The 23,826-nt window shown below is 66.2% G+C and carries 20 protein-coding genes; 5 read left to right on the forward strand and 15 right to left on the reverse strand.

All coding sequences use genetic code 11. The features are described 5' to 3' along the window. Positions 1-43: 43 nt before the first annotated feature. The 15 genes from R2669_RS15165 to R2669_RS15235 form a co-directional block, all read right to left on the reverse strand. Complete coding sequence (locus R2669_RS15165) at positions 44-367, reverse strand: P-II family nitrogen regulator (RefSeq protein ID WP_147215307.1); 324 nt, start codon at positions 365-367, stop codon at positions 44-46. Beyond that, the gene (locus tag R2669_RS15170) at positions 364-3,513 is read right to left on the reverse strand and encodes an efflux RND transporter permease subunit (protein ID WP_316900974.1); all 3,150 of its coding nucleotides are present in this window, start codon (positions 3,511-3,513) and stop codon (positions 364-366) included. The genes R2669_RS15165 and R2669_RS15170 overlap by 4 nt, the downstream gene beginning before the upstream one ends. Next, positions 3,510-4,730 (reverse strand): efflux RND transporter periplasmic adaptor subunit, encoded by a 1,221-nt coding sequence (locus R2669_RS15175; RefSeq protein ID WP_316900976.1) that lies wholly within the window; start codon positions 4,728-4,730, stop codon positions 3,510-3,512. Before R2669_RS15175 ends, R2669_RS15170 begins: the two co-directional genes overlap by 4 nt. Next, complete coding sequence (locus R2669_RS15180; RefSeq protein ID WP_316900978.1) at positions 4,727-6,073, reverse strand: TolC family protein; 1,347 nt, start codon at positions 6,071-6,073, stop codon at positions 4,727-4,729. The genes R2669_RS15175 and R2669_RS15180 overlap by 4 nt, the downstream gene beginning before the upstream one ends. A 113-nt stretch (positions 6,074-6,186) precedes the next feature. Further along, complete coding sequence (locus R2669_RS15185; protein ID WP_316900980.1) at positions 6,187-6,714, reverse strand: hypothetical protein; 528 nt, start codon at positions 6,712-6,714, stop codon at positions 6,187-6,189. A 64-nt stretch (positions 6,715-6,778) separates the two neighbouring features. Then, entirely contained in the window at positions 6,779-7,180 is a 402-nt protein-coding gene (locus tag R2669_RS15190; RefSeq protein ID WP_147215317.1) for a winged helix-turn-helix transcriptional regulator, read from the reverse strand. Positions 7,181-7,250: 70 nt separating this feature from the next. Beyond that, entirely contained in the window at positions 7,251-8,720 is a 1,470-nt protein-coding gene (locus R2669_RS15195; protein ID WP_147215319.1) for an NAD-dependent succinate-semialdehyde dehydrogenase, read from the reverse strand. Between the two features lie 27 nt (positions 8,721-8,747). Continuing rightward, positions 8,748-9,836, reverse strand: coding sequence for a tartrate dehydrogenase (locus tag R2669_RS15200; RefSeq protein ID WP_316890793.1), 1,089 nt, complete (start codon positions 9,834-9,836; stop codon positions 8,748-8,750). 21 nt (positions 9,837-9,857) lie between these two features. Next, positions 9,858-11,495 (reverse strand): ABC transporter ATP-binding protein, encoded by a 1,638-nt coding sequence (locus R2669_RS15205; protein ID WP_316900982.1) that lies wholly within the window; start codon positions 11,493-11,495, stop codon positions 9,858-9,860. 2 nt (positions 11,496-11,497) lie between these two features. Beyond that, positions 11,498-12,412 (reverse strand): ABC transporter permease, encoded by a 915-nt coding sequence (locus R2669_RS15210; RefSeq protein WP_316901474.1) that lies wholly within the window; start codon positions 12,410-12,412, stop codon positions 11,498-11,500. 28 nt (positions 12,413-12,440) lie between these two features. Next, on the reverse strand, positions 12,441-13,397 hold the full coding sequence (locus tag R2669_RS15215; protein ID WP_316900984.1) for an ABC transporter permease: 957 nt from the start codon (positions 13,395-13,397) through the stop codon (positions 12,441-12,443). A gap of 45 nt (positions 13,398-13,442) precedes the next feature. Further along, entirely contained in the window at positions 13,443-15,062 is a 1,620-nt protein-coding gene (locus tag R2669_RS15220; RefSeq protein ID WP_316900985.1) for an ABC transporter substrate-binding protein, read from the reverse strand. An 82-nt stretch (positions 15,063-15,144) separates the two neighbouring features. Further along, a complete protein-coding gene (locus tag R2669_RS15225; protein ID WP_316890791.1) occupies positions 15,145-16,434 on the reverse strand; it encodes an NAD(P)/FAD-dependent oxidoreductase in 1,290 nt (429 codons plus the stop codon). A gap of 33 nt (positions 16,435-16,467) precedes the next feature. Then, complete coding sequence (locus R2669_RS15230; RefSeq protein WP_147215329.1) at positions 16,468-17,133, reverse strand: haloacid dehalogenase type II; 666 nt, start codon at positions 17,131-17,133, stop codon at positions 16,468-16,470. A 204-nt stretch (positions 17,134-17,337) separates the two neighbouring features. Beyond that, complete coding sequence (locus R2669_RS15235; protein WP_147215331.1) at positions 17,338-18,819, reverse strand: aldehyde dehydrogenase family protein; 1,482 nt, start codon at positions 18,817-18,819, stop codon at positions 17,338-17,340. Between the two features lie 243 nt (positions 18,820-19,062). On the opposite strand from R2669_RS15235, the gene R2669_RS15240 reads away from it, so the two are divergent. The 5 genes from R2669_RS15240 to R2669_RS15260 all read left to right on the forward strand — a co-directional run bounded on the left by R2669_RS15240 (position 19,063) and on the right by R2669_RS15260 (position 23,822). Next, entirely contained in the window at positions 19,063-19,950 is an 888-nt protein-coding gene (locus R2669_RS15240; RefSeq protein ID WP_316900988.1) for a GNAT family N-acetyltransferase, read from the forward strand. A 28-nt stretch (positions 19,951-19,978) separates the two neighbouring features. Then, positions 19,979-20,911, forward strand: coding sequence for a 2-hydroxyacid dehydrogenase (locus R2669_RS15245; protein ID WP_316900990.1), 933 nt, complete (start codon positions 19,979-19,981; stop codon positions 20,909-20,911). A gap of 156 nt (positions 20,912-21,067) precedes the next feature. Continuing rightward, complete coding sequence (locus R2669_RS15250) at positions 21,068-22,468, forward strand: aspartate aminotransferase family protein (RefSeq protein WP_316900992.1); 1,401 nt, start codon at positions 21,068-21,070, stop codon at positions 22,466-22,468. Positions 22,469-22,558: 90 nt separating this feature from the next. Next, positions 22,559-23,053: an Lrp/AsnC family transcriptional regulator gene (locus R2669_RS15255; protein WP_027679989.1), complete on the forward strand. Its 495-nt coding sequence runs from the start codon at positions 22,559-22,561 to the stop codon at positions 23,051-23,053. Positions 23,054-23,102: 49 nt separating this feature from the next. Beyond that, on the forward strand, positions 23,103-23,822 hold the full coding sequence (locus tag R2669_RS15260; protein ID WP_316900993.1) for a cupin domain-containing protein: 720 nt from the start codon (positions 23,103-23,105) through the stop codon (positions 23,820-23,822). Positions 23,823-23,826 lie beyond the last annotated feature (4 nt).

The raw sequence follows: 23,826 nt of genomic DNA on the forward strand, positions 1-23,826 counted from the left end.
GCGGACATAGTCCGCCGTTTTTCATGTGCGCATCACACGATGCTCAACCGGTGCGATGCAGGAACGTCGCCTGAACCACCTCGGTCATCCAGATGGCGCTGTCGCCGGTCTGGCCATGCTCCAGCACCTTGACGGCGCTTTCGAACAGCACGCCGGCCAGCGCATCGGAAGCGACGATCTCGATGCGCACGCGCGGCACGAACTCCGTCAGGTCTTCCTTGATGGAATGCGCGCCACTCTGTGAGGCCGTTGGCGGATAGGCATTCACCTCGCCCACCGTCATGCCGGGAAAACCTGGGCAACTGCGCAGCGCTTCATGCATGCGTTCCAGCAGTTGCGGGCGCACTACGATGCGGATTTCCTTCATGCCTTCGACTCCTCATCAAACCATTTGTACAGCGTGGGCAGCATCACCAGCGTCAGCAGCGTGCAGGTCAGCAGACCGCCGATCACCACGATGGCCAGCGGCCGTTGCACTTCCGAGCCTGGCCCCGTGGCGAACAGGAACGGGATCAGGCCCAGCATGGCCACCGTGGCCGTCATCATCACGGGGCGGAAGCGCATGCGCGCGCCCAGCCGCACCGACTCGGCTACCGACATGCCCTGCTCGCGCAGACTGCGGATCGTGCTGACCAGCACCACGCCGTTGAGCACCGCGATGCCCCATAGCGCCACGAACCCGACCGATGCCGGCACGGAGAGGTATTCACCCGTGACGAACAGGCCGATGATCCCGCCCACCGAGGCAAACGGCAGCACCAGGATGATCAGCGTGGCGTAGCGCACGGAGTTGAACAGCAGGAAGAGCAGGAAGAAGATGGCCGCCACCGTGATCGGCACGATCACCTTCAGGTGACCCATGGCGCGTTCCATGTTCTGGAACTGGCCGCCCCACTCCAGGTAATAGCCCTCGGGCAGCTTGACCTTCTGCGCGACAGCCGCCTGCAGCTCGGCCACGAAGCCGCCCAAGTCGCGGTCGCGCACGTTCACGCCCACCACTACGCGTCGCTTGCCCAGCTCGCGGCTGATCTGCGCGGGGCCGTCGGTCACATCGATGCGGGCGATGCTTTCCATCGGCACCTGTGCACCATTGGGCGCGGCCACGATCAGGTTCCGGATGGCCTCCACGCTGCCGCGATATGCGTCCGGCAGGCGCACCACCGCGCTGAAGCGGCGCTCGCCCTCGAAGATCTCCGTGGCTTCCTTGCCGCCGATGGCGGTCTCGATCACGTTGTGTACGTCGGCTGCATTCAGGCCGTGGCGTGCAATGGCCTGGCGGTCGATCGCGATCTGCAGATACTGCTGGCCAGTGATCCGCTCCACGCGCATGTCCTGCGCACCCTGGATGCCCTGCGCCACCTTGGCAATCGCCTCGGCCTTCTCGCGCAGCGTATTCAGGTCGTCGCCGAACACCTTGATGGCCACGTCGGAACGCACGCCGGTCACCATCTCGTCCACGCGATCGGAAATCGGCTGTGCCATGACGATCTGCACGCCGGGCAGCACCTGCAGCGCCTTGCGCATCGCCTCGGCAATGTCGTCCTGGTTCCAGCCCTTGGGCCACTCATCGCGCGGCTTGAGTGAGACGATCGGCGTCGATTCGTTCTGGCCCTGCGGGTCGGCCGGAGACTCGCCGCGGCCCACGCCGGAGACCGCCGACTTCACGCCCGGCACCTGCATCACCAGGCGCATGGCTTCCATCTCCATGCGGATCGACTCTTCGAGCGAGATGTTCGGCGCGCGGTTGATGCCGGGCACCACCGAGCCTTCCTTCATCTCCGGAATGAACGCCGTGCCGAGGAACGGCATCAGCGCGCCGGTGGCCAGAAACACGGCCACGGCCACGATGACGGTCTTGCGGCCGTTGTTCAGGCTCAGCTCCAGCAAGCGCAGATACGGCTTCTTCATCTTGCGGATCAGCCACGTGTCATGCGCGTCGTGCTCGGCGTGGGGGTCGTCGCTGTGCTCACCTTCCACGTGCTTGTGCACCTTGGGCTTGAGCAGATACGACGACAACACCGGCGTCAACGTGAGCGACAGCACCAGCGAGAAGAACAGCGCAATCGCAATCGTGAAGGCCAGCGGCGCAAACATCTTGCCTTCCATGCCCTCCAGCGTCATCAGCGGCAGGAACACCAGGATGATGATGCCCACGCCGAAGATCACGGGCGTCGCCACTTCCGTCACGGCGTGGAGGATCACGCGCGCGCGGCTCTCGTTCGGATCGCGCGGCTTGGCGAGGTGCGCAAAGGCGTTTTCCACCACGACCACCGAGCCATCGACCATCAAGCCGATGGCGATCGCCAACCCGCCCAACGACATCAGATTGGCCGAGATGCCAAGCTTGTTCATCGCCATGAACGTCAACAGCGGCGTGAGGATCAGCGTGCCGACCACGATGAGCGATGAACGGATATCGCCGAGGAACAGCAGCAGCACGATCACCACCAGCACCACGCCTTCGGCCAGCACCTTGATGACAGTCTGCAAGGCCGAATCCACCAGCTCCGAACGCTCGTAGTACGGCACGATCTTCAGGCCGTCGGGCAGCATGCCGTCGTTGTTGATGGCCTTGACGCGATCCTGGATGCGGGCGACGACTTCCTTCGCGTTCCCGCCGCGCATCATCATCACGACGCCGCCGACGGATTCCGTCACGCCGTTCTTGACCACCGCCCCCGCGCGCACCGCCGTGCCGATCTTCACATCGGCCACATCGCGAATCGTGAGCGGCGTACCGTTGACCTCCTTGAGCACGATGGCGCCAATGTCGTTGGTGTCGCGCACCAAACCCACGCCGCGGATCAGGTACTGCTCCGCAAAGTGCGGCAGCACGCCGCCGCCGGAGTTGGCGTTGTTGGCGGCCAGCGCCTCGAACACCTGCTTGACCGTCACGTTGTGATGGCGCAGGCGTTCCGGGTTGACGAGCACCTGGTACTGCTTCTCGTAACCGCCCTGCGAGTTGATCTCGGCCACGCCCGGAATGGAGCGCAACAGCGGCCGCACCACCCAGTCCTGCGCAATGCGGCGCTGGGTGAGTTCCTCCACCGAAAGCTCCTTGTCGCCGTCATCCGGTTTGTCGAGCGTGTACTGATACACCTCGCCCAGGCCCGTCGATACGGGGCCGAGCACCGGCGTCACGCCCGTCGGCATGCGCGACTGCACCTCGATCAGCCGCTCCATCACGAGCTGGCGCGCGAAGTACACATCGGTCTCGTCGGTAAAGACGAGCGTGATGAGCGACAGGCCCGGCTTGTTGAGCGAGCGCATCTCGGTCAGCGCCGGCAGGCCGGTCATCGCCATTTCCACCGGCACGGTCACAAAGCGCTCCACCTCTTCCGGCGAGCGGCCCGGCGCCTCTGTGGCGATCTGCACCTGCACGTTGGTCACGTCCGGAAACGCGTCAAGCGACAACTTGCGTGCGGCATCCAACCCGAAGAACAGCAGCACGGCGGCAATCACTGCCACCACGAGCCGTTGCTTGAGCGCGCCGCGAATCAATGCGTCGATCATGCGCCCTCCATCTCGGCGCGCTTGCGCTCGTTGTTCAGATGGAAACCGCCCTCGACGACGATGGGCTGCCCGGCCTGCACGCCGGAAACCACGGGGCGCACACCGTTCGATTCATCGCCGAGCTTGACTGGCGTGAGCCGGTAGTTCGTCTCGCTGGCACGCACGAACACGTAGTCGCGGTTGTCTTCACGTACCACGGCCGAAGTCGGCACTACCACGCGTTCTTCCGGCCGCGACTGGATGAGCAGCGTGGCCAGCATCGACGGCTTGAGCGTGCGCTCTGCGTTGTCCACTTCGGTGCGCACCGTGACCGTCCGCGTTTGCGGGTCGACAATGTCCGACACCCAGATCAGCTTGCCGACAATGCGGTCGCCCGCGCCGGTGTCGATCTCCACGGCCTGGCCCGCGCGCACGCCGGCAGCGGCGTTTTCCGGCACTTCACCCACCACCCACACGCGCGACAGATCGGCCACGGTAAAGAGCTCGTCGGCCGGCTGCACGACCTGGCCGCGTGTCACCTTGCGCTCCACCACCGTGCCGCTGATGCTCGCCACCACGGGCGAGATCGACGACATGCCGCCCGTGCGCATCTTCGCCAACGTGCCGGGCGACACGCCCATCACGCGCAATTGGTCGACGGCCGCGCGCACTTCGGCATCGGCCATCGCCAGTTCGCTCTGACGCTTCTGGAGTTCGGCTGAGCCGATCACGTCGGCAGCCAGCAGCAGCTTGGCGCGTTCCAGCGCGCGCGCCTGCAGGTCGCGCTGCGCGGCGGCCTTCTGGTAGGCGAGCTGCGCGGCGCCAAGCTCGGTGCTGTGCAGCTGCGCGAGGATGTCGCCTGCCTTGACGCTCTGCCCCGGCGTGGCGACCAGCTCCGTCACGCGCCCCGTAACGGTGGCGCCGATGCGCGCCACGCGCTGCTCGTCAAACGCAATCTGCCCCGGCACGCGCAGGCGCTCGGCAATCGGCTGCTTGCCCACCGGCGCCACTTTCAGACGCTGCACCAGCGTGGGCTGTGCAACGACGAGGTTCGGGTCAACGGCCTGTTGCGCGGCCTTGGCATCGTTGGCGGCATCTTTGCCGCAGGCGCCCAGCAACAACATCGCCGCCAGGGCGACGCCGGCCAGCCGGATCGAAGAAGAGAAAGAAGAACGTGCGGTCATGGTCTGGCTGGATTCGTAAGTTCGGGAGGCAACGCGATGGCTGGGGCGTTTCATGGGGCCTCCGGGCGCAGGCGGTCGAGTTCAACCGCGGCGGTGCGCAGGTCCGCGCGTGCGGCAATCAGGTCATTGCGTGCCTGGCGGAAGACGCGCTGGGCATCGAGGTAGTCGAGAATCCCGCGCTCGCCGTGGCGGTATGCGGCTTCGGCCACGCGCAGCGCCGATTCGGCCTGCTTGATGACACCGGATTCGAGCGCACTGACTTGCGACTCCGCAATCTCGTATTGCCGATAGGCCGATTCCACTGCCTGGCGCGTGCGCAACTCGCGGTCGCGCAACAGAGCGCGGGCGCGTTCGCGGGCGGCCACGGCTTCACCGACGGGACCATCGCGGCGGTCGAACAGCGGAATCGACATCACCAGGCCCACGCGGCTGTCCTGCAGATCGGGCTGGCGGTCGACCGACCCGCGCAACGCCAGCGACGGCCAACGCTGGCTGCGCTCGTGCGCGAGACGCGCTTCGGCCTCGCGCACGGCGGCGCGATCGGCTTCCAGCTCCGGATGCGTGGCGAGCACCGTATTGACCAGATCCGCCAGCGGCGGCAGATGCGCGACGGACGGCGTCTCCGCACCGGCATCGACGTCGAACGTGAGCGGCAGATCGGCGCCCACGGCACGGCGCAGTTCAGCCAGCGCCTGCTGCACACGCAGTGCGGCGGCCTGCTCGTTGCGCTGCGCGTTGAGCAGTTCCGCGTCGCCACGAATGAGTTCGTAGCGCGGGGCCTCGCCGGTTTCCACGCGCACGGCCACGCCACGGCGGATCTGCTCGACCAGCGTCACGTCTTCGCGCGCGTTGCGCTGCTCGGCCTCGCGGCGCACCACGTCGTAAAAGCGCAGCTTGAGATCGGCTTCCACATCGCGTGCCTGCGATCGGGCGGTCGCCTGCGACGCTTCGTACGCGGCATCGGCTGCCTGCGTACGCGCGGCGCGCTGCCACGGCAAATCGAGCTTTTGCGTGATCGACACGCTATTGGTGCGGCCTTCCGCCGCACCCGGCATGCGGGCACGTTGGCGGCCGGCCATGGCTTCCACCTCGGGGTTGGGCCACGCGCGCGCGGTGGTGATGCCCGCCTGCGCCGCCTGCACCTGCGCCTGTGAAGCGGCGAGCGCCGGGTGGTTGGCGCGGGCCAGTTCCAGCAACTGCTGCAAGGTGTAGCGCGGCTGCGGGAGCGCCTCGTCGGCGCGGGCGGTGGCGGTCTGGGCACCACGCGGTGAGGGCACCGGCGGCGCTGCATTGGCATGGACGGCCATCGCGGTCAGCACAGCGGAAAGAACAGCACGCCGCGACGCGCGCGCGCCTGCTGTGGGGCGCGGGTTGGCCGCATCCTGATTGGACAACATCCGAAATCATCCTGAAAAAGAAGAACAGGCAAGCGCGAACGCCCAGCCGGTCAACGGGCCGGTTGGCGCAGCACTAGCAACTCAAGGGGATGGTTTCCGGCGAATGCCGGAGATCAGGCGCGTGCGGGCGGGCGCAGCATGGGGGCCGGCGTGGGGCCGGCCTGGAACGGAGGAAGGGAAACACGGACGCGCGCGACACGCAGGCCGGGCGTCAACACCATGGGAGGCGGCGGCAGCCAGAGTTCCGGCGCGTCGCTGGGGTGATCGGGGGCGGCGGCACTGGTCGTGGGCGCGTCGGGCACATCGGGAGCGTGCGCAACCCAATGTTCGACGCTGAAACACTGGCCGGGCTGCTTGACCGCCTTGCCGAGCGCGACCTTGATGGCGCGCTCGAAACCCTTGCTGGGCTCGGCAACCGGCGGAGCATCGCCGGGCATGTCGTCGACCACGGCTTCGATGGCTTCCAGCGCGTCGTCCGCAGCCTGGCCATCGGGAAAATGCGTGGCCGAGAACACCGACACCGTAAACAACAGGCACCAGATCGTGACGATCCACCGCACGCCGCGCACGCGCGACAGCACGCCCCGCGCGGTGGCGCGAGACAACGTCGGCAAGGCGGAGGAAAGATTCGTCACAAACATGGGCCCCGAATACTATCGGAAAAATGCTGCATCTGCACAAAGCGTCCGGCAGATCGCGCGAATGTCAATCGGAATCGACCTGATTTTTCCGAATCCGTTCCATTTCGGGCCAATGCGCGCGCACCCAGTCGTCCAGGCCGACGAGCGTGCGGTTGAGCGATTCACCGAGCGGGCTGAGACGGTATTCGACGTGCGGCGGCACGCTGTCGTAAATGGTGCGCAGGATGAGGCCGTTGGCTTCCAGCTCGCGCAGCGTCTGCGTGAGCATTTTTTGCGAGATGCCGTCGCCCACGCGGCGCAGGAGTTCGTTGTTGCGCACGGGGCCGTTTTCCAGCGCAGGGAAGATGCGCAGCGCCCATTTGCCGGCGACCAGTTCGAGCGCGCGCGTGGACGGGCAGGCTTCCACGGTGCCTTCAGCCGGACTTTCCGGCGTAGACGAAGAGGACGGAGCCAGGTTGTCGGCCATGGGGCCTCCGGAACACGATTGGGATACGCGTGACCGTACCGCCAATCGTGCCGCCCTGCAACGCGCCCCGTCAGTCGAGCTGGCCCTGGCAGACGTACTTGGTGTGGAGATAGTCGTCCAGCCCGTGAACAGAGCCTTCCCGGCCGTAGCCGGATTCCTTCACGCCGCCAAACGGCGCAGCCTCGGCGGCCAGCGCGCCCTCATTGATGCCGACAATGCCGGTCTCCAGCGCTTCGGCCACGCGCCAGATGCGACGCACGTTCTGGCTGTAGAAGTAGGCAGCCAGCCCAAACGGCGTGTCGTTTGCAGCGGCAATCACCTCCTCTTCGGTGGTGAAACGCGTGAGCGGCGCGACGGGGCCGAAGGTTTCTTCGCAGGCGCAGGCCATGGTGGCATCAGCATTGATCAGCACCGTGGGCGCGTAGTAGTTGGCGCCGAGCTGGGTCAGGCGCGCACCGCCGGTCAACACCTTGGCGCCCTTGGCGATGGCGTCCTGCACGTGCCGGTCGATCTTCTCAACCGCACGCGCGTTGATCATCGGGCCGATCTGCGAAGCCAGGTCGGTGGCCGGCCCGACCTTGAGTGCAGCCACGCGTGCGGCCAACTTGGCGGCAAACGCATCGTGCACCGCGTCGTGCACGAACACGCGGTTCGGGCTCACGCAGGTCTGCCCGCCGTTGCGGAACTTCGCTGCCATGAAGCCATCGACGGCGGCGTCGATGTCCGCATCGTCGAACACGACAAACGGGGCATTGCCGCCGAGTTCGAGCGACAGCTTCTTCAGCGTGTCGGCGCTGCGGCGCGCCAGATGCTTACCGACCGGCGTCGAGCCCGTGAACGTGATCTTGCGCACGCGGCCATCGTCCAGCCAAACGTCCACCACCTCCGGCGTCCGCTCGCGCGAGGCGGTGACGATATTGAGCACGCCTGGCGGCACGCCGGCTTCCTGTGCCAGGCGCACGAGGGCGAGCGATGTCAGCGGCGTGTCTTCGGCGGGCTTGCAGACAACGGTGCAGCCCACCGCGAGCGCCGGGGCGATCTTGCGCGCGATCATCGCCGCCGGGAAGTTCCACGGCGTGATGGCCGCCACCACGCCCACCGGCTCCTTGAGTGCAAACATGCGCCGGCCCGGCACGGGCGCAGGAATGACCTCGCCGTTCATGCGCGTGGCTTGTTCGCCAAACCATTCGATGTAGCTCGCGGCGTAGGCCACCTCGCCCTTGCCTTCGGCCAGCGGCTTGCCCTGCTCCAGCGAGATCAGCTTGCCAAGGTCGTCCTGATGCGCCAGCACGAGATCGTTCCAGCGTTTGATGATCTGCGCGCGCTGTTTGGCGGGCACCTTGCGCCACGTCGGGAAGGCGGCATGCGCGGCGTCCAGCGCGGCGCGTGCCTCGTCCGCGCCGGAATCGGGCACGCGCGTGATGAGGTTGCCGGTGGCCGGGTCTGTAACGTCAAGCAGCGGGCCGGCTGCGCTCAGCCATTCGCCGGAAATGTAGTTTGCGCTGCGGATCAGGTCCGCACGATTGAGTGAGAGAGACATGGTGTTCTGTTCCACAGCAAATGAAATTCAGGCACCCGCAACGTGCGCGGCAATCGCCTCGCCCACCTGCGTGGTGTTGGCAGTGCCGCCCAGGTCCGGCGTGCGCGGGCCATCTTTGAGCACGGCTTCGATGGCCGCGACGATGGCGTCGTGCGCCGCACGCCCCGCGCCCTGCCCTTGCGTCAGGAAATCCAGCATCAACGCGCCCGACCAGATCATCGCAATCGGGTTAGCGATGTTCTTGCCGTAGATGTCCGGCGCCGAGCCGTGCACCGGCTCGAACAGCGAAGGGAACGTACGATCGGGGTTCAGGTTGGCGGAAGGCGCCAGGCCAATCGTGCCCGTCGTCGCGGGCCCAAGATCGGACAGGATGTCGCCGAACAGGTTGGTGGCGGCCACCACATCGAAGCGACCCGGCTGCAGCACGAAGCGCGCGGTCAGAATGTCGATGTGCTGTTTGTCGAGCGTGACATCGGGATATTGCTGCGCGACTTCATCCGCGCGCTTGTCCCACCACGGCATGCTGATGGCGATGCCGTTGCTCTTGGTAGCGAGCGTCACGTGCTTGCGCTCGCGGCTCTGCGCAAGGTCGAAGGCGAACTTGAGCAGCCGCTCTGCACCCTTGCGCGAGTAGACCGATTCCTGGATGACGATTTCGCGATCGGTGCCTTCATACATGATGCCGCCGAGCGATGTGTATTCGCCCTCGGTGTTCTCGCGCACGACGTAGTAATCGATGTCGCCGGGCTTGCGGTTGGCGAGCGGGCACGGCACGCCCTCAAACAAACGCACGGGGCGAAGGTTGATGTATTGATCGAACTCGCGGCGGAATTTGAGCAGCGAGCCCCACAGCGAGACGTGATCGGGCACCGTGGCTGGCCAGCCGACCGCGCCAAAGAAAATCGCGTCCATGCCCTTGAGCTGCGCCTTCCAGTCGTCGGGCATCATCTGGCCATGCTGCTGGTAGTAGTCGCAGCTGGCCCAATCGATGGTGTGGCACTCAAGCTCGAAGCCAAAGCGCTCGGCCGCCGCCTGGATGACGCGCAGGCCTTCGGGCATGACCTCCTTGCCGATGCCGTCTCCTGGAATGATCGCGATGCGAAATGCGGGAATCATGTCGTTCCTTTTTTTTCTCTGTTAGATGGAGACCGCCGCGGCATGGGTCACCGTGCGGTCCCGCTCGTCAAGCCAGCCCTGACGCAATTCAGGCACCGAGTTGGCAAGTTGTTCGTAGTACGGATGGTGGGGGCCGCGATCGAAATCGGCACGCGCCACCTGCGTGAGCTTGCGGCCGTGCTGCATGACGACAATCTCGTCGCACACCGCCCGCACCGTATGCAGATCGTGGCTGATGAAGAGGTACGACACGCCCAGATCGCGCCGCAGGTCGGCCATGAGGTTGAGCACCGCTGCGCCTACCACCGTGTCGAGCGCGGAAGTCACTTCGTCGCACAGGATCAGATCCGGCTCGGCGGCCAGGGCACGCGCCAGGTTCACGCGCTGCTTCTGTCCGCCCGAGAGACCGCCCGGCAGCCGTTGGGCCACGCTGTGCGGCAGGCGGACAAGATCCAGCAGCTCGCGAATCCGCCGCTGCAACGCTTCGCCCTTCAGCCCCTTATAGAACTGCAGCGGCCGCGCCAGAATGCGCTCGATGGTGTGCGACGGGTTGAGCGCCGTGTCGGCCATCTGGAAGACGATCTGGATGCGGCGCAACGCGTCGTGTGACCGTTTTGCCAGCAAGGGTTCGAGCGCCTTCCCGCGGAACGTCATGCTGCCCTCGCACGGCGCAATCAACCCCGCAATGGCACGCGCCAGCGTGGTCTTGCCCGAGCCCGATTCACCGATCACGCCAATGGCCTGCCCGCGATAGAGCTTGAAGCTGATGTCGTCGAGGATGCGCGTGGCGGGCTGGCCCTTGGCGTCCACCGCCCCGTAGCCGGCACCCAACCCCTGCACATCGAGCAGCAATTCGCCCTCGCCCAGGCAGTGCTCTGCCGGGCGCGCCTTTGGCCGTGCCGCGGCCAGCAGGCTCTTGGTGTAGTCGTGATCCGGCGTGGCGAGAATGTGCGCGGTGGGGTTGATCTCCTGCATCTGGCCGCCGCGCAGCACCAGGATGTGATCGGCCATCTGCGCCACCACGGCCAGGTCGTGGCTCACGTAGACGGCGGTGGCGCGGCGCTCGCGCACCACGCGGCGGAACGCACGCAGCACTTCGATCTGCGTGGTCACGTCCAGCGCGGTGGTGGGCTCGTCCAGGATCACCAGATCCGGGTCGATGATGAGCGCCATAGCGGCCATGAGCCGCTGCAGCTGCCCGCCCGACACCTGGTGCGGATACCGCTCGCCAATGGTTTCGGGATTGGGCAGCGCCAGTTCGCGGAACAGTTCGACGGCCTTGGCCTCTGCTTGCGCGCGCGACATCGTGCCGTGAATGCGCGCAGGCTCCACCACCTGGTCCAGGATCGTGCGCGACGGGTTGAACGACGCGGCTGCACTCTGCGCGATGTACGCCACGGTGCGTCCGCGCAACGCGCGTTGCTCTGCGGGCGGCAGGTGCAGCACATCGATTTCGCCAATGCGGACGCTGCCCGATGCGATCTCGCAGCCGCGCCGCGCATAGCCCATCAGTGCGAGCGCGGTGGTGGTCTTGCCGGAACCCGACTCGCCGATCAGCGCCAGCACTTCGCCGGGTTGGATGGCAAAGCTGAGGTTGTCTACGAGGGTCTGTTCGCCTGCGGTAATGCGCAGGCCTTCTACGACGACGGACGCACCCATGTTCAACGCCCTCCGCGTTCGCGGGCCCCGGAACGACCCCGGCCCGGCAGGTTATCGATGACGATGTTGACGGCGATCGTCAGGCTTGCAATGGCCAGCGCCGGCACGATGACGGAGGCGCCCGCATCCGGCAGCGCGCCGATGTTCTCGCGCACCAGCGAGCCCCAGTCGGCCGACGGTGGCTGAATGCCGAGGCCCAGGAAGCTCAGGCTTGCCAACAGCAGCACGACGTACACAAAGCGCAGCCCCAGATCGGCCAGCATGGGCCCGAGGATGTTCGGCAGAATCTCGCGCAGCATGATGTACAGCGTGCCCTCGCCGCGCGTGCGCGCCACGGTCACGTAGTCGAGCGCGTTGATGTTGACCGCCAGCGAGCGTGCGATGCGATACGCCCCCGGCACGTAGATGATCGCTGCAGTCAGCACGAGCATCGTCACCGAAGAACCGAAGCCCGCCACCATCAGCAGCGCGAACATCTTGCTCGGGATGGCGGTGAGCGTATCGAGCACGCGGCTCAACGTGGCGTCGACGAGCCCGCCCATCGCAGCGGCAAACAGCGCAAGCACCGTGCCTGTACCGCTCGCCAGCACGGTGGCAACCAGCGCCACGCCCACGGTGTAGCGCGCGCCCTCCACCACGCGGACGAATATGTCGCGGCCGAGGTAATCGGTGCCGAACCAGTGGGCGGCGCTCATGGGTCCGAACACATCGCCGTTGCCGTCGCCGCTGATGATCAGATGCGCGGGCAGCAGCGCGGGGCCGACCAGCGCCGCCAGCACCCAGAACACCAGCACGGCCAGGCCGATGAGGCCCGTGACACCGAAGCTGCTCAGCAGACGCCGTACGGGGTGGCGCGGTGCAGGCGGCGCGGGTGGCGTGCCGGCCGGTAACGTAGGGGAAGTTGGCGTGGTTTCCATCGTCAGGCTCTTGTTCATAGGATCAGCATCAACGGTGGCGCAGACGCGGGTTGGCGACAATGCCCAGCACATCGGCTGTGGTCACGAGCAGCAGGTAACCCGCGCAGAAAATCATGGCGCAGGCCTGCACGAGCGGCATGTCACGCTGCGATACGCCATCCACCATCAACTTGGCGATCCCTGGATAGTTGAAGATCGTCTCGATGATGATCACGCCGCCCAGCAGGTACGACAGCGACAGCGCCACCGCATTGGCGATCGGCCCCACGGCATTGGGCAAGGCATGCGCAAGCACGACGCGCATCGGCGAGGCGCCTTTCAGACGCACCATTTCGATGTACGGCGCTTCGAGCTGGTCGATGACGGCAGCGCGGCTCATTCGCATCATCTGCGCCACGATCACGCAGCACAGGCTCAGCACCGGCATGGCAAAAGCCTGCAGCATCTGGCCGAGCGATTCGATGTCGTTGACGTACGACAGCGCGGGCAGCCAGCGCAGCTTGACGGCAAACACCAGCACCGCCAGCGTTGCCACCAGAAACTCCGGCACCGACACCACGGCCACGGAGGCGGTCGATACCACCCGGTCGAACCAGGAGCCACGCCAGACGGCGGAGGCAACACCGAGGCTGAGCGCAATCGGCACCGAGAACAGCGCCGTCACCGCCGCCAGCAGGAGCGAGTTCGGCAAGCGGCTTGCCACGAGTTCGGCCACCGGCATCTGCGTGGTGGTCGACTGCCCGAGGTCACCGCGCGCAATGCCGGCGAGCCAATGCGCATAGCGTTGCGGCGCCGGCACGTTCAGGCCCATCTGCGCACGCAGCGCGGCCAGGGCTTCGGGCGTGGCGTCCTGCCCCAACTGTTCTTGCGCGGCGTCACCCGGCAGCACAGCAGTGATGGAGAACACGATGACCGACACCGCCAGCAACGACAGCAACGCCAGCGCCACGCGCCGCATCAGCAGCTTAAGGATGACTCGATTCATGACAGCCCCTTCATCACCTTCGGCAAGAACGCCACCACCGCGCCGTCAGGCATCAAGCCAGACATTTTCGGCAAACGAATAGCCCATCAGGCCGCCCAGCGGGATCGGCGCCAGGCCCTTGAGCTTGGTCGTATGCCCGTCGATGCTGGCGAGGAACAGCGGAATGCCGATGCCCGCCTCCCCATGGATCATCGTCTGCATGTCGGCATACATCTGCTTGCGCTTGGCGACGTCGGTTTCGGCGCGCGCAGCGACGAGCAACTGGTCGAACTTCGGGCTCTTCCAGCGCGACTCGTTCCACGCCGCATCGGACTTGAAGAACTGCGTGAGGATCGTATCGGCGCTCGGGCGTGGGTTGACGTTGCCGAAACCAACCGGGCTGCTCAGCCAGTGGTTGGACCAGTAACCGTCGGCCGGCATGCGTTTGACATCGAGGTCCAGGCCGATGCGCTGTGCGGTCTGCTGCAGCACCAGCGCAATTTCGACCGAATACTGCGCGGCCGGCGAGGCCACCACCGGAATCTTGCCCGTCACGCCCGACTTCTGCAGGTGGAATTTCGCCTTGTCGATGTCGAACGCGCGTTGCGGCAGTTCCTTGAAATAGAAGCGGTTGGTCGGGTCGATCGGCTGGTCGTTGCCCAGCACCGCGTAGTCCAGCGCGATGGTCTTCTTCATTTGTTCGCGGTCGAACAGGTACTTCATCGCCATCACGAAATCGGGATTCGCACCCGGGCCCGTATCCTTGCGCATGATCAGGTCGGAGTACTGGCCCGATTGCGTCGCGAAGATGGCATAGCCGGGCGTGCTCTTCACGCGCGCCACGGCACGCGGGTTGACGGACGCCACCAGGTCCATCCCGCCTGAGAGCAGCGCGTTGACGCGCGCGCTTTCGTCGCCGATGCCGACGAATTCGATCTCGTCCAGATACGGCTTGCCTGGTTTCCAGTAGCCGTCGTTGCGCACGACGACCGTACGCACGCCCGGCTTGAACTCCTTGATCTTGTACGGGCCGGTACCGATGCCGGCGCTGAAATCGGTCGTGCCCTCCTTGACGATATGGAAGTGGAAGGTGCCAAGGATCACGGGCAAGTCCGCGTTCGGAGCGGTCAGCACCACCGTCACCTCGTTCGGCCCGGTCGCCTTGACGCTCTCGATCTGGTCGGCCAGCACCTTGGCCTTTGACGCAGTGGCCGGATCCTTGTGGCGCATGATCGAATACACCACATCCGCCGGGGACAGGGCCTTGCCATCGTGGAACGTCACGCCCTTGCGCAACGTCAGCACCCAGGTCTTGGCATCGGCCGTGTGGTACGACTCGGCCAGCGCGGGGCGCGGCGTCAGGCTGCCGTCCAGCACAAACAGTCCGTTGTAGACCATGTTGCAGCGCACGTAGTCGTTCTGGTTCGACTGCTTGGCCGGGTCGAGCGTATCGGTCGCTGCTGCGGTGGCCGCCGCCACGCGGATGCGCCCACCACGGCGCGGCGTCTGTGCATACGCGCTGACGGCCGTACCGGCCAGGCTGCCGGCGAGCGTGGCCTGCATGCCGCCCGCCATCAGCATCTTCAACACATCGCGTCGCGAGGCACCCCGCTTGAGCGACGCCATCACGCGCTGGCTTTCGGCGGGACCGACAAGGTTCTCGAACTCGTTATGGCTGTCGCTCATGGTGGGGCTCCTGATGGATCTGGTCTGAATGAAATGCGTTGTGATCGTGCGGAACTGCGGAAGACGGCGCTTGCGGCACAGCTTAGGCAAATCGGTCCTTGAGCCGGTAGTACATGCCCACCGCCGGCAAGAACCACGGTGGGCCAAAGTGACCGGGGATGGCGCTCCACGCGCGATCGCGCCACGGGTTGGCCGCAGCGTCGCCGGCCATGACTTCGGCCATGCGCTCGCCCATGTGCACGGACATCTGCGTGCCATGCCCGCTGTAGCCCATGGAATAGAACAGGCCGTCACGCTCCCCCGCATGCGGCAGGCGGTCTTGCGTCATGTCGACGAGCCCGCCCCAGCAGTAATCGAGGCGCACATCGCGCAACTGCGGGAAGGTTTCCGTCAGGCCGGCGCGCAGGATTTCGCCGCTCACCGCGTCCTGCTGTGGGCTGGACACCGCAAAGCGAGCGCGGCCGCCAAACACCAGCCGGTGGTCTGGCGTGAGGCGGAAGTAGTGGTGAATATTCGCCACCGTCACATACGTGCGGCGCGCTGCCAGCAACGCGTGCGCACGCTCCGCACCGAGCGGTTCGGTGGTAACGATGAAGCTGCCGATTGGCACGATGCGCCGACGCAGCCAGCCGAACGTGCCATATCCGCCATGACGCGACGCGCCGGTCGCCAGCAGCACCTGCTTGGCCAGCACCATGCCGCGCGTGGTGTAGATGCGATGAACCTGCCCCTGCACTCGCTCGACGCGTTGCACGCAAGTGCGCGTATGAATCTGGGCGCCCTGGCGTTGCGCCGCCATGGCCAAGCCTTGCGCGAAACGGCCCATGTGCATCTGGCCGCTGCGCTTGTAGAGCAAGCCGCCTTGGAAGCGCTCGCTCTGCACCTCCGCGCGCACGCGGGCAGCATCGAGTATCTCGACATCCCGATCCACACCATCCGCAATCAGCCGGTCCGCGCTGCGTTGCAGGGCGTCCATCTGATACAGCCTGGTGGCGAGCTTCAATTTGCCGTTGCGCTGGAAGTCGCAGGCGATGCCTTCGTCGCGCACAATGCGCTCGACCGTATCCACGGCGGCGTCGTAAGCGTGATACCAGGCGCGGGCGCGGTCCACGCCAACCTTGGCGGCCAGGTCGGCGTAGTCAACGGCCAAGCCGTTGTTCACATGACCGCCATTGCGCCCCGACGCCTCGGGCGCCACCCTTTCGCCCGCTTCCAGCACGACCACGCTGGCGCCGCGCCGGGCCAGCGCCAGCGCCGCCGACAACCCCGTGAAACCGCCACCGACGATCACCACGTCTGCCTGCGCCGGCAGATCGTGCGCGTCCAGCGCCAGCGCGGGCACCGAGTCGTTCCAGTAGGAGTCGAGTTTCATGGAGGTCATGTGGGGCGACGATGGAGACGCGGCTTAGAGACCGACAACACCGGGCAGGCCGCCGATGTCCTGGATCTCGGTGTAACGGTACGCCGGATTGCCGGGGCCGTGGCCGCGGTTGACGAACACCTTGTTGACGATGCCAAGGTCATCGGCCGACATCAGGTCGTAGCGCAGGCTGGACGACACGTGCAGCACGTCTTCCGGGTTGCAGCCGAGCGAATCGAGCATGTATTCGAAGGCCTTCAGGCGCGGCTTGTAGGCCTGGGCCTGCTGCGCGGTGTACACGCGGTAGAACGGCGCACCGAGCATCGCCACGTTCTTCTGGATCTGCGAGTCGTCGGCGTTGGACAGGATCACCAGCGGGATTTCCTTGGCCACCTTGGCCAGACCTGCCGGCACGTCGGCATGCGGGTCCCACGTCGGCACGGCGTCGTAGTAGGCCTGGCCGTCGGTGTCGAAGTACTGGATCTTCCATTTCTTGCACAGGCGGCGCACGGCGTTCTTCAGGACCACCTCGTACGGTTTCCAGTCGCCCAGCACCTCGTCGAAGCGGTAGGCAGTGAAGTCGGCAATGAACTGCTCCATCTGCTCGGCCGGAATGCGATCGGCAAACAGCTCGCGCGTCATCTCGCCCATGCGAAAGCGCGTGAGCGTGCCATAGCAGTCAAAGGTGATGTACTTGGGGCGGAAGGTCATGGTTTGAGGTCCTCAGGTCCTGAAGGCGGCTGCTGTTATGCAGTCTTTGCAGCACGGTTATGACGAAATCATTGAAGCACGCAGCGTCGTAACGGTTGTAGGGAAATGCGCGGTCTCACATGAGAAAGCTGCTGTTTCGGATGGCACTCGCGGCATGCCATGCGGTCTGCACCGCTGGCGTGCCCCGCGCACCGCCAAGGCACGCTAGTGCGTCGCAGCAAAATCGATCAGCACACTTTTGAAGCGCAGGTTGGCCTCCACCGCTTGCCGGCCCAGATCCTTGCCGATGCCCGATTGGTGATAGCCGCCGGTGGGGATGACGAAATCCGCGCTGCGCCCATAGCGGTTGATCCAGACCGTGCCCGCCGCAATGCCGCGCATGGCGCGCAGCGCGCGTCCGATGTCTGCGGTGTGCACGCCGGCGGCCAGACCGTAATGTTCGTGCGCGGCGAGCGCCAGGCCTTCCTCTTCGTCATCGAAGGTCTGCACCGTCAGCACCGGGCCGAAGATTTCTTCCTGCACCGCAGGGTTGTCTGCGCGTACGCCTTCGAGCACCGTGGGTTGGAAATACGCCCCGCCGGGGCCATCGCCAAACAGGCCGCCGCCGCAGCGGACTTGCGCACCGGCGTCGCGCGACCGCTCCACGATGTCGAGAATGCGCCCCGCCTGCGCCTCCGAAATGATCGGCGGCAGCGTGGCGGTGTCGTCCCAGGTGGCGCCGGGCCGCAGCGCGGCAAAGCGTGCGGTGATGCGTTCGATCAATGCCTGGGCAATCTGCCGTTGCACGATCAGACGCGAGCCGGCCACGCACACCTGCCCCGCGTTGCCGGCGATGGCGCCCGCGACTATGCCCGCCAGCCGGTCAATGTCCGGCGCGTCGGCAAAGACGAGCTGCGGACTCTTGCCGCCCAGCTCCAGCGTGACGGGCTTTGGACCATGCGAGGCGCAGGTCGCCATGATGGCGGCGCCGGTGCGTGTCGAGCCGGTGAAGGTCATCTTGGAGATCAGCGGATGCCGCGTGAGCGCGTCGCCCGTGGTGCGGCCGTCGCCTTGCACCACGTTGAACAGGCCCGGCGGCACGCCGGCTTCGATGGCAAGTTCAGCCAGGCGGATGGCGGAATAAGGCGTCAATTCGGAAGGCTTGAGCACGACCGCGTTGCCGGCAGCCAGCGCCGCACCAACTTTCCACGAGACCATCACCAGCGGGAAGTTCCACGGCGTGATCGCGCCCACCACGCCATACGGCTCGGCCACCACCATGCCGAGGTTGTCGTGCCGCGTGGCCGCCACGTCGCCGCCAAGCTTGTCGGCATATTCGGCAAAGAAGCGCAGGCCTTCGGCGGTGAATGGCACGTCCCAGGCAGCAGCGTCGCGCAGCGGGCGCGTGGAACACACGGCTTCGAGCGGCGCCATGTTGGCCACGTCGGCGTCGATCAGGTCGGCCCAGCGGCGCAGCACGCGCGCCCGGTCACGCGGGGCGCGGCGCGCCCAGTCCGTCGTGCGCCAGGCCTGCCAGGCGTCCTGCACGGCGGCGTCGACGATGGAAGCGTCCGCCAGCGGCAATTCCGCATGCACGGCGTTGTCGGACGGTCGCCGCACCGTGATGCGGCCCGTATCGGGTACAAGCCTGCCGCCGATGAAATGGCCGGCGGATACGCGGATGGTCTGGGGGTCGAATTTGGCCACGAAATTTGGGGGGCGCCGAAGCCCGGCACCCATATCGAAATGAGGTCATTGATGCTAGGCAGGAAGGCTCGGCATTTGGTTTCGTAACCGGGGCCGCGACCGCATCGAATTGCGAAACCCACACCCTGCGCAGACGATGCTTGCAAATTGCGGGCAAACCCGAATTCGATCTGGCTCCCGGCGGCGATGTCGTCCAAGATGAGTGCCGGTGCCACCTTCATCCTTCGCCGGAAGGAACCTCCCATGTCTTCCTCGTCCGTACCTGCCCAGACCTTGCCCGCCGACGACGGCGTGGTGCTGCGTCCGATGACCGCCGACGATCTGGCCCAGACGCACGCCCTGTCAGAAGAGCAGCGCTGGCCGCACCGCCCGGCCGACTGGGCGCAGAGTTTTGCGCACGCCGAGGGCATCGTCGCCGAGCGCGACGGCCAGATCATCGCCACCGCGCAACGTTGGCGCTGGGGCCCGCGCCACGCCACCATCGGGCTGGTGATCGTGACGCCCGCCTGCCAGGGCAGGCGCATCGGCCATCGCCTGATGAGCGCGCTGCTCGATGGCCTGGACAACCACACCGTGCTGCTGCATGCCACCGCAGAAGGACGCGGCCTCTATGAGCGACTGGGCTTCGTGCGCACCGGCGAGATCCGCCAGCACCAGGGCATTGCGCAACCCACGCCGCTGATCGCCCTGCCCACAGGCTGGCGATTGCGCCCCGCCGGGCTCAATGAGGCTGAGGACTTGCGCCGGCTCGACGCCCAGGCACGCGGCATGCCGCGCGATGCACTGATCGACGATCTGCTCGCCAGCGCAGACGCCTGCGTCGTGCTGGATGACGACGGCGAGGCACGCGGCTTCGCGATGCTGCGCCGATTCGGGCGCGGCCACGTCATCGGCCCCGTGGTCGCCCCGGACGCCGAGAGCGCCAAGGCGCTGATCGCGCATCTGGCGGGCATCAACGCCGGCCACTTCACCCGCATCGACATCGATTTCGACAGCGGCCTGGCCGAGTGGCTGGAGAGCATCGGCCTGCTGCGCGTGGACGCCCCCACCACCATGGTGCGCGGCGCGCCGCTGACCACGCCGCCCGGCGGGCCTACGCTGTTTGCCATCGTGACGCAGGCGATGGGCTGAACCTCGAACACCGCGCCAACACCGTATCGTGACGACCACTTTCCTCTACAAGTCCGACCCCGTCCGCGGCCGGCAATGGGCCGAGGTGTTCCGCCAGCACGCGCCCGACATCGACTTCCGCATCTGGCCCGACATCGGCGATCCGCTGCGGGTGCGCTTTCTTGCAGCCTGGGAGCCGCCTGCCGATATCGCGACACAGTTTCCGCACCTGGAGGTGCTGTTCTCTTCAGGCGCCGGGGTCGATCAATTCAACTTTGCAGCGCTGCCGCCCACGCTGCCCGTGGTGCGCATGGTCGAGCCCGGCATCGTGCGCGGCATGGTGGAGTACGTCACGCATGCCGTGCTGAGCCTGCACCGCGATATTCCTGCCTACCGCCGCCAGCAGCAGGCCGAGCAATGGCGGCCGCTGCCGGTGCGGCCGGCCAATGAACGCCGCATTGGCGTGTTGGGACTCGGCTCGCTCGGGCAGGCCGTGCTGGCGCAGTTACAGGATTTCGGTTTCGACTGCGCGGGCTGGAGCCGATCGCGCCATGCCATCGACGGCGTGCAGTGCTTTGCCGGGCAAGACGAACAGGCAGCCTTCCTGGCGCGCACCGACATCCTGATCTGCCTGATGCCGTTGACCGATGCCACGCGCGGCGTGCTCAACGCAGCATTGTTTGCGCAGTTGCCGCAAGGCGCCGCGCTGGTGCACGTGGGCCGCGGCCCGCAGCTGGTGAACGACGATCTGCTTGCAGCGCTCGACAGTGGGCAGCTCAGCGAAGCCATGCTCGACGTGACCGACCCGGAGCCGCTGCCTGCGGGCCATGCGTTGTGGCGCCATCCGCGCGTCCACATCACACCGCACATTGCCAGCATGACGCAGCCGCTTTCCGCAGCAGCGGTGGTCATCGACAACCTGCGCCGCTTCACCGCCGGTGAACCCATGGTCGGGCTGGTGGACCGCTCGCGCGGCTACTGAAACCATGCATCAAACGGCGCGCCGCACGATCTGCTGCTGCGCGCCGAACAACAGCAGCACGCTGCGTTCTTCCCGCGCAAAGCAGCACCAAGCCTCAGGCCGCACAGCCTACTCTTGAGTCCATTGATTGCCTTCACTGCACGAACGGACTCTGCCATGACCCAGCTCACCGATCTGCCCCAACTTGCCTCGCTTGACGCCATCGACCGCGCGCACCTGATTCACCCGGTCGCGGCCTGGCGCACCCACGAGCAACGCGGGCCGACCGTGCTGACATCCGGACGCGGTGCGTGGCTGACTGACGCGCATGGCAACGAACTGCTCGACGCCTTTGCGGGCCTCTGGTGCGTCAACGTCGGCTACGGCCAGGAGAGCGTGGTGCAGGCCGCCGCCGAGCAGATGCGCCGCCTGCCCTACGCCACCGGCTACTTTCACTTCAGCAGCGAGCCCGCCATCCGCTTGGCCGACAAGCTCGTGCAGATCACGCCGCGCTCGCTCAATCACGTCTATCTCACGCTGGGTGGGTCCGAGGCGGTGGATGCAGCGGTGCGTTTCATCGTCCAGTACTTCAATGCCATCGGCAAGCCGGCGAAGAAACATTTCATTTCGCTGGAGCGCGGGTATCACGGCTCGTCGTCCACGGGTGCGGGGCTGACGGCGCTGCCGGCGTTCCATCGCGGCTTCGATCTGCCGCTGCCGACGCAGCATTACATCCCCTCGCCCAACCCATACCGCGCGGCCAACCCGGCGGATGCGCAAGGCATCATCGACACTTCGGTGGCGGCATTGCGCGCCAAGGTGGCCGAGTTGGGCGCAGACAACGTCGCCGCGTTCTTCTGCGAGCCCATCCAGGGCTCCGGCGGCGTGATCGTCCCGCCCAAGGGCTGGCTCAAAGCCATGCGCGACGCCACGCGCGAACTCGGCATCCTGTTCGTCGTGGATGAAGTCATCACCGGTTTTGGCCGCACCGGCCCGATGTTTGCCTGCGATGCCGAAGGCGTCGACCCCGACATCATGACGATGGCCAAGGGCCTCACGGCAGGCTACGTGCCGATGGGTGCGACGCTGATTTCCGATCAGATCTACGCCGGCATTGCCGACGGCGCGCCCGCCGGTGTACCGATCGGCCACGGCGCCACATACTCGGCGCACCCCGTGAGCGCGGCGGTGGCGCTCGAAGTGCTGCGTCTGTACGAAGAAGGCGGCATCCTCGCCAACGGCCAGCGCGGCGCGGCCAGTTTTGCGGCCGGGCTCGATGGGCTGCTTGCGCACCCGCTGGTGGGCGACTCGCGCCACCGCGGCCTGCTGGGCGCACTCGAACTTGTGAGCGACAAGGCCACCAAGCGCGGCTTCGATGCCGCACTTGGCCTGCCGAATTTGATTGCCTCGGCTGCCTATGGCAACGGTCTCGTGTTCCGGGCGTTTGGCGACAACATCCTCGGCTTCGCCCCCGCGCTGACCTACACCGAAGACGAGTTCGCACAACTCTTCGCGCGACTGAAAAAGACGCTCGACGACGTGCTGGCCATGCCGGCCGTGCGTGCGGCGCTTGCCTGATGCAACCGGTAGCAACAGGCCCCAACAAGCTGACACAAAAGACACCGGCTGCCGCAGAATCGGATCTATCTCCACGCCTTCGCCCCTGCCATGACCGAAGCTCTCAAGATCGATCGTCTGGACCTGCGCATCCTCGCCCAACTGCAGAAGAACGGGCGCATGACGAACGTGGACCTGGCCGATGCCGTGGGCCTGTCGCCCAGCCCGTGCCTGATCCGCGTCAAGCGCCTGGAGCAAGCCGGCTACATCTCCGGCTACGGCGCGCACATCCGCCTGGAAAAGCTGGGCGACACGCTGACCGTCTTCACCGAAGTCACGCTGTCGGACCACCACCGCGAAACCTTCGTGCGCTTTGAAGCGGCCATCCGCGAGGTGGACGAGGTGCTCGAATGCCACCTGCTCTCCGGCGGCTACGACTACCTGCTGCGCTTCATCACGCGCGGCGTCAATCACTACCAGGAGGTGATTGAAGAGCTGCTGGAGCGCAACATCGGCATTGCCAAATATTTCAGCTACATCGTCATCAAATCGCCGTTCATCAAAACGCACTGTCCGATCGAACGGCTCTTTCCCAACCAACGCTGACGCCCTCGAAACCGAGTCCACTGCTGGATGCGGTGAGGACCAACCCTGCATGACAACCGCCCTGATGCTGCATCGCGCCGACGGCGCCCCAATCTCAACCGCGTTCCGGCCTGCCGCCCTGAACCCCGACGACCCCTTCGCGCAAGAACGGGAGATTGCCTGGGAAGGGCCCAACGCGATGCGCGCCGGCCGGGCGAGCTTTGTCGGCGAACGGGATGTCGCGAGCTTTCCCCATACCGAGACGCTCGCCGTCGTGGAGGGCGAGTTGACGCTCACGGCGCCGGGCTCGGCACCGCACGTGATCGGCCCGGGCGCGGGCGCGGTCATCGCATCCGGCACGGCCGTGCGCATCGAGGCTGCCACGGGCGTTCGATTCGTGTTCTGCGCTGCTGTCATCAACACACCGACCACGCCGGCGCTCATCCCGCTGCACGCCGATGCGGATTTCAAACCCTCGGGCGGCCCGGCGCCGGAAGTGCTGATCGGGCCGGTTCCGCAGTGCCGCAGCGACAACGTCTTCACCGACGAGCCAACGCAATACCGCGCCGGCACCTGGGACTCGACGCCGTATCACCGCATCGTGCGCCCGCATCCGGTCAACGAGTTCATGTACGTGCTTGACGGCGGTGTGCAGTTCGCTGGCCCGGATGGCAGCGTGCTGTCCGTGGGTGCCGGCGATGCCATCTTCGTGCCGCAAGGCGCCGCCATCGGATGGCAGAGCACAAAGCGCGTCGCCAAGTTCTACGTGGTGCAAAACGCCCAGGCCTGAACGA

Source organism: Ralstonia edaphi, assembly GCF_958350185.1.
Lineage (GTDB): Bacteria > Pseudomonadota > Gammaproteobacteria > Burkholderiales > Burkholderiaceae > Ralstonia > Ralstonia edaphi.

Coding starts and splice junctions, on each gene's coding strand:
- R2669_RS15205 (WP_316900982.1), bottom strand. CDS start 11,495: ATGGGTGCGTCCGTCGTCGTAGAAGGCCTGCGCATTACCGCAGGCGAA.
- R2669_RS15250 (WP_316900992.1), top strand. CDS start 21,068: ATGACCCAGCTCACCGATCTGCCCCAACTTGCCTCGCTTGACGCCATC.
- R2669_RS15190 (WP_147215317.1), bottom strand. CDS start 7,180: ATGGCCGACAACCTGGCTCCGTCCTCTTCGTCTACGCCGGAAAGTCCG.
- R2669_RS15195 (WP_147215319.1), bottom strand. CDS start 8,720: ATGTCTCTCTCACTCAATCGTGCGGACCTGATCCGCAGCGCAAACTAC.
- R2669_RS15230 (WP_147215329.1), bottom strand. CDS start 17,133: ATGACCTTCCGCCCCAAGTACATCACCTTTGACTGCTATGGCACGCTC.
- R2669_RS15185 (WP_316900980.1), bottom strand. CDS start 6,714: ATGTTTGTGACGAATCTTTCCTCCGCCTTGCCGACGTTGTCTCGCGCC.
- R2669_RS15180 (WP_316900978.1), bottom strand. CDS start 6,073: ATGTTGTCCAATCAGGATGCGGCCAACCCGCGCCCCACAGCAGGCGCG.
- R2669_RS15165 (WP_147215307.1), bottom strand. CDS start 367: ATGAAGGAAATCCGCATCGTAGTGCGCCCGCAACTGCTGGAACGCATG.
- R2669_RS15220 (WP_316900985.1), bottom strand. CDS start 15,062: ATGAGCGACAGCCATAACGAGTTCGAGAACCTTGTCGGTCCCGCCGAA.
- R2669_RS15260 (WP_316900993.1), top strand. CDS start 23,103: ATGACAACCGCCCTGATGCTGCATCGCGCCGACGGCGCCCCAATCTCA.
- R2669_RS15225 (WP_316890791.1), bottom strand. CDS start 16,434: ATGAAACTCGACTCCTACTGGAACGACTCGGTGCCCGCGCTGGCGCTG.
- R2669_RS15215 (WP_316900984.1), bottom strand. CDS start 13,397: ATGAATCGAGTCATCCTTAAGCTGCTGATGCGGCGCGTGGCGCTGGCG.
- R2669_RS15170 (WP_316900974.1), bottom strand. CDS start 3,513: ATGATCGACGCATTGATTCGCGGCGCGCTCAAGCAACGGCTCGTGGTG.
- R2669_RS15175 (WP_316900976.1), bottom strand. CDS start 4,730: ATGAAACGCCCCAGCCATCGCGTTGCCTCCCGAACTTACGAATCCAGC.
- R2669_RS15240 (WP_316900988.1), top strand. CDS start 19,063: ATGTCTTCCTCGTCCGTACCTGCCCAGACCTTGCCCGCCGACGACGGC.
- R2669_RS15255 (WP_027679989.1), top strand. CDS start 22,559: ATGACCGAAGCTCTCAAGATCGATCGTCTGGACCTGCGCATCCTCGCC.
- R2669_RS15200 (WP_316890793.1), bottom strand. CDS start 9,836: ATGATTCCCGCATTTCGCATCGCGATCATTCCAGGAGACGGCATCGGC.
- R2669_RS15210 (WP_316901474.1), bottom strand. CDS start 12,412: ATGGAAACCACGCCAACTTCCCCTACGTTACCGGCCGGCACGCCACCC.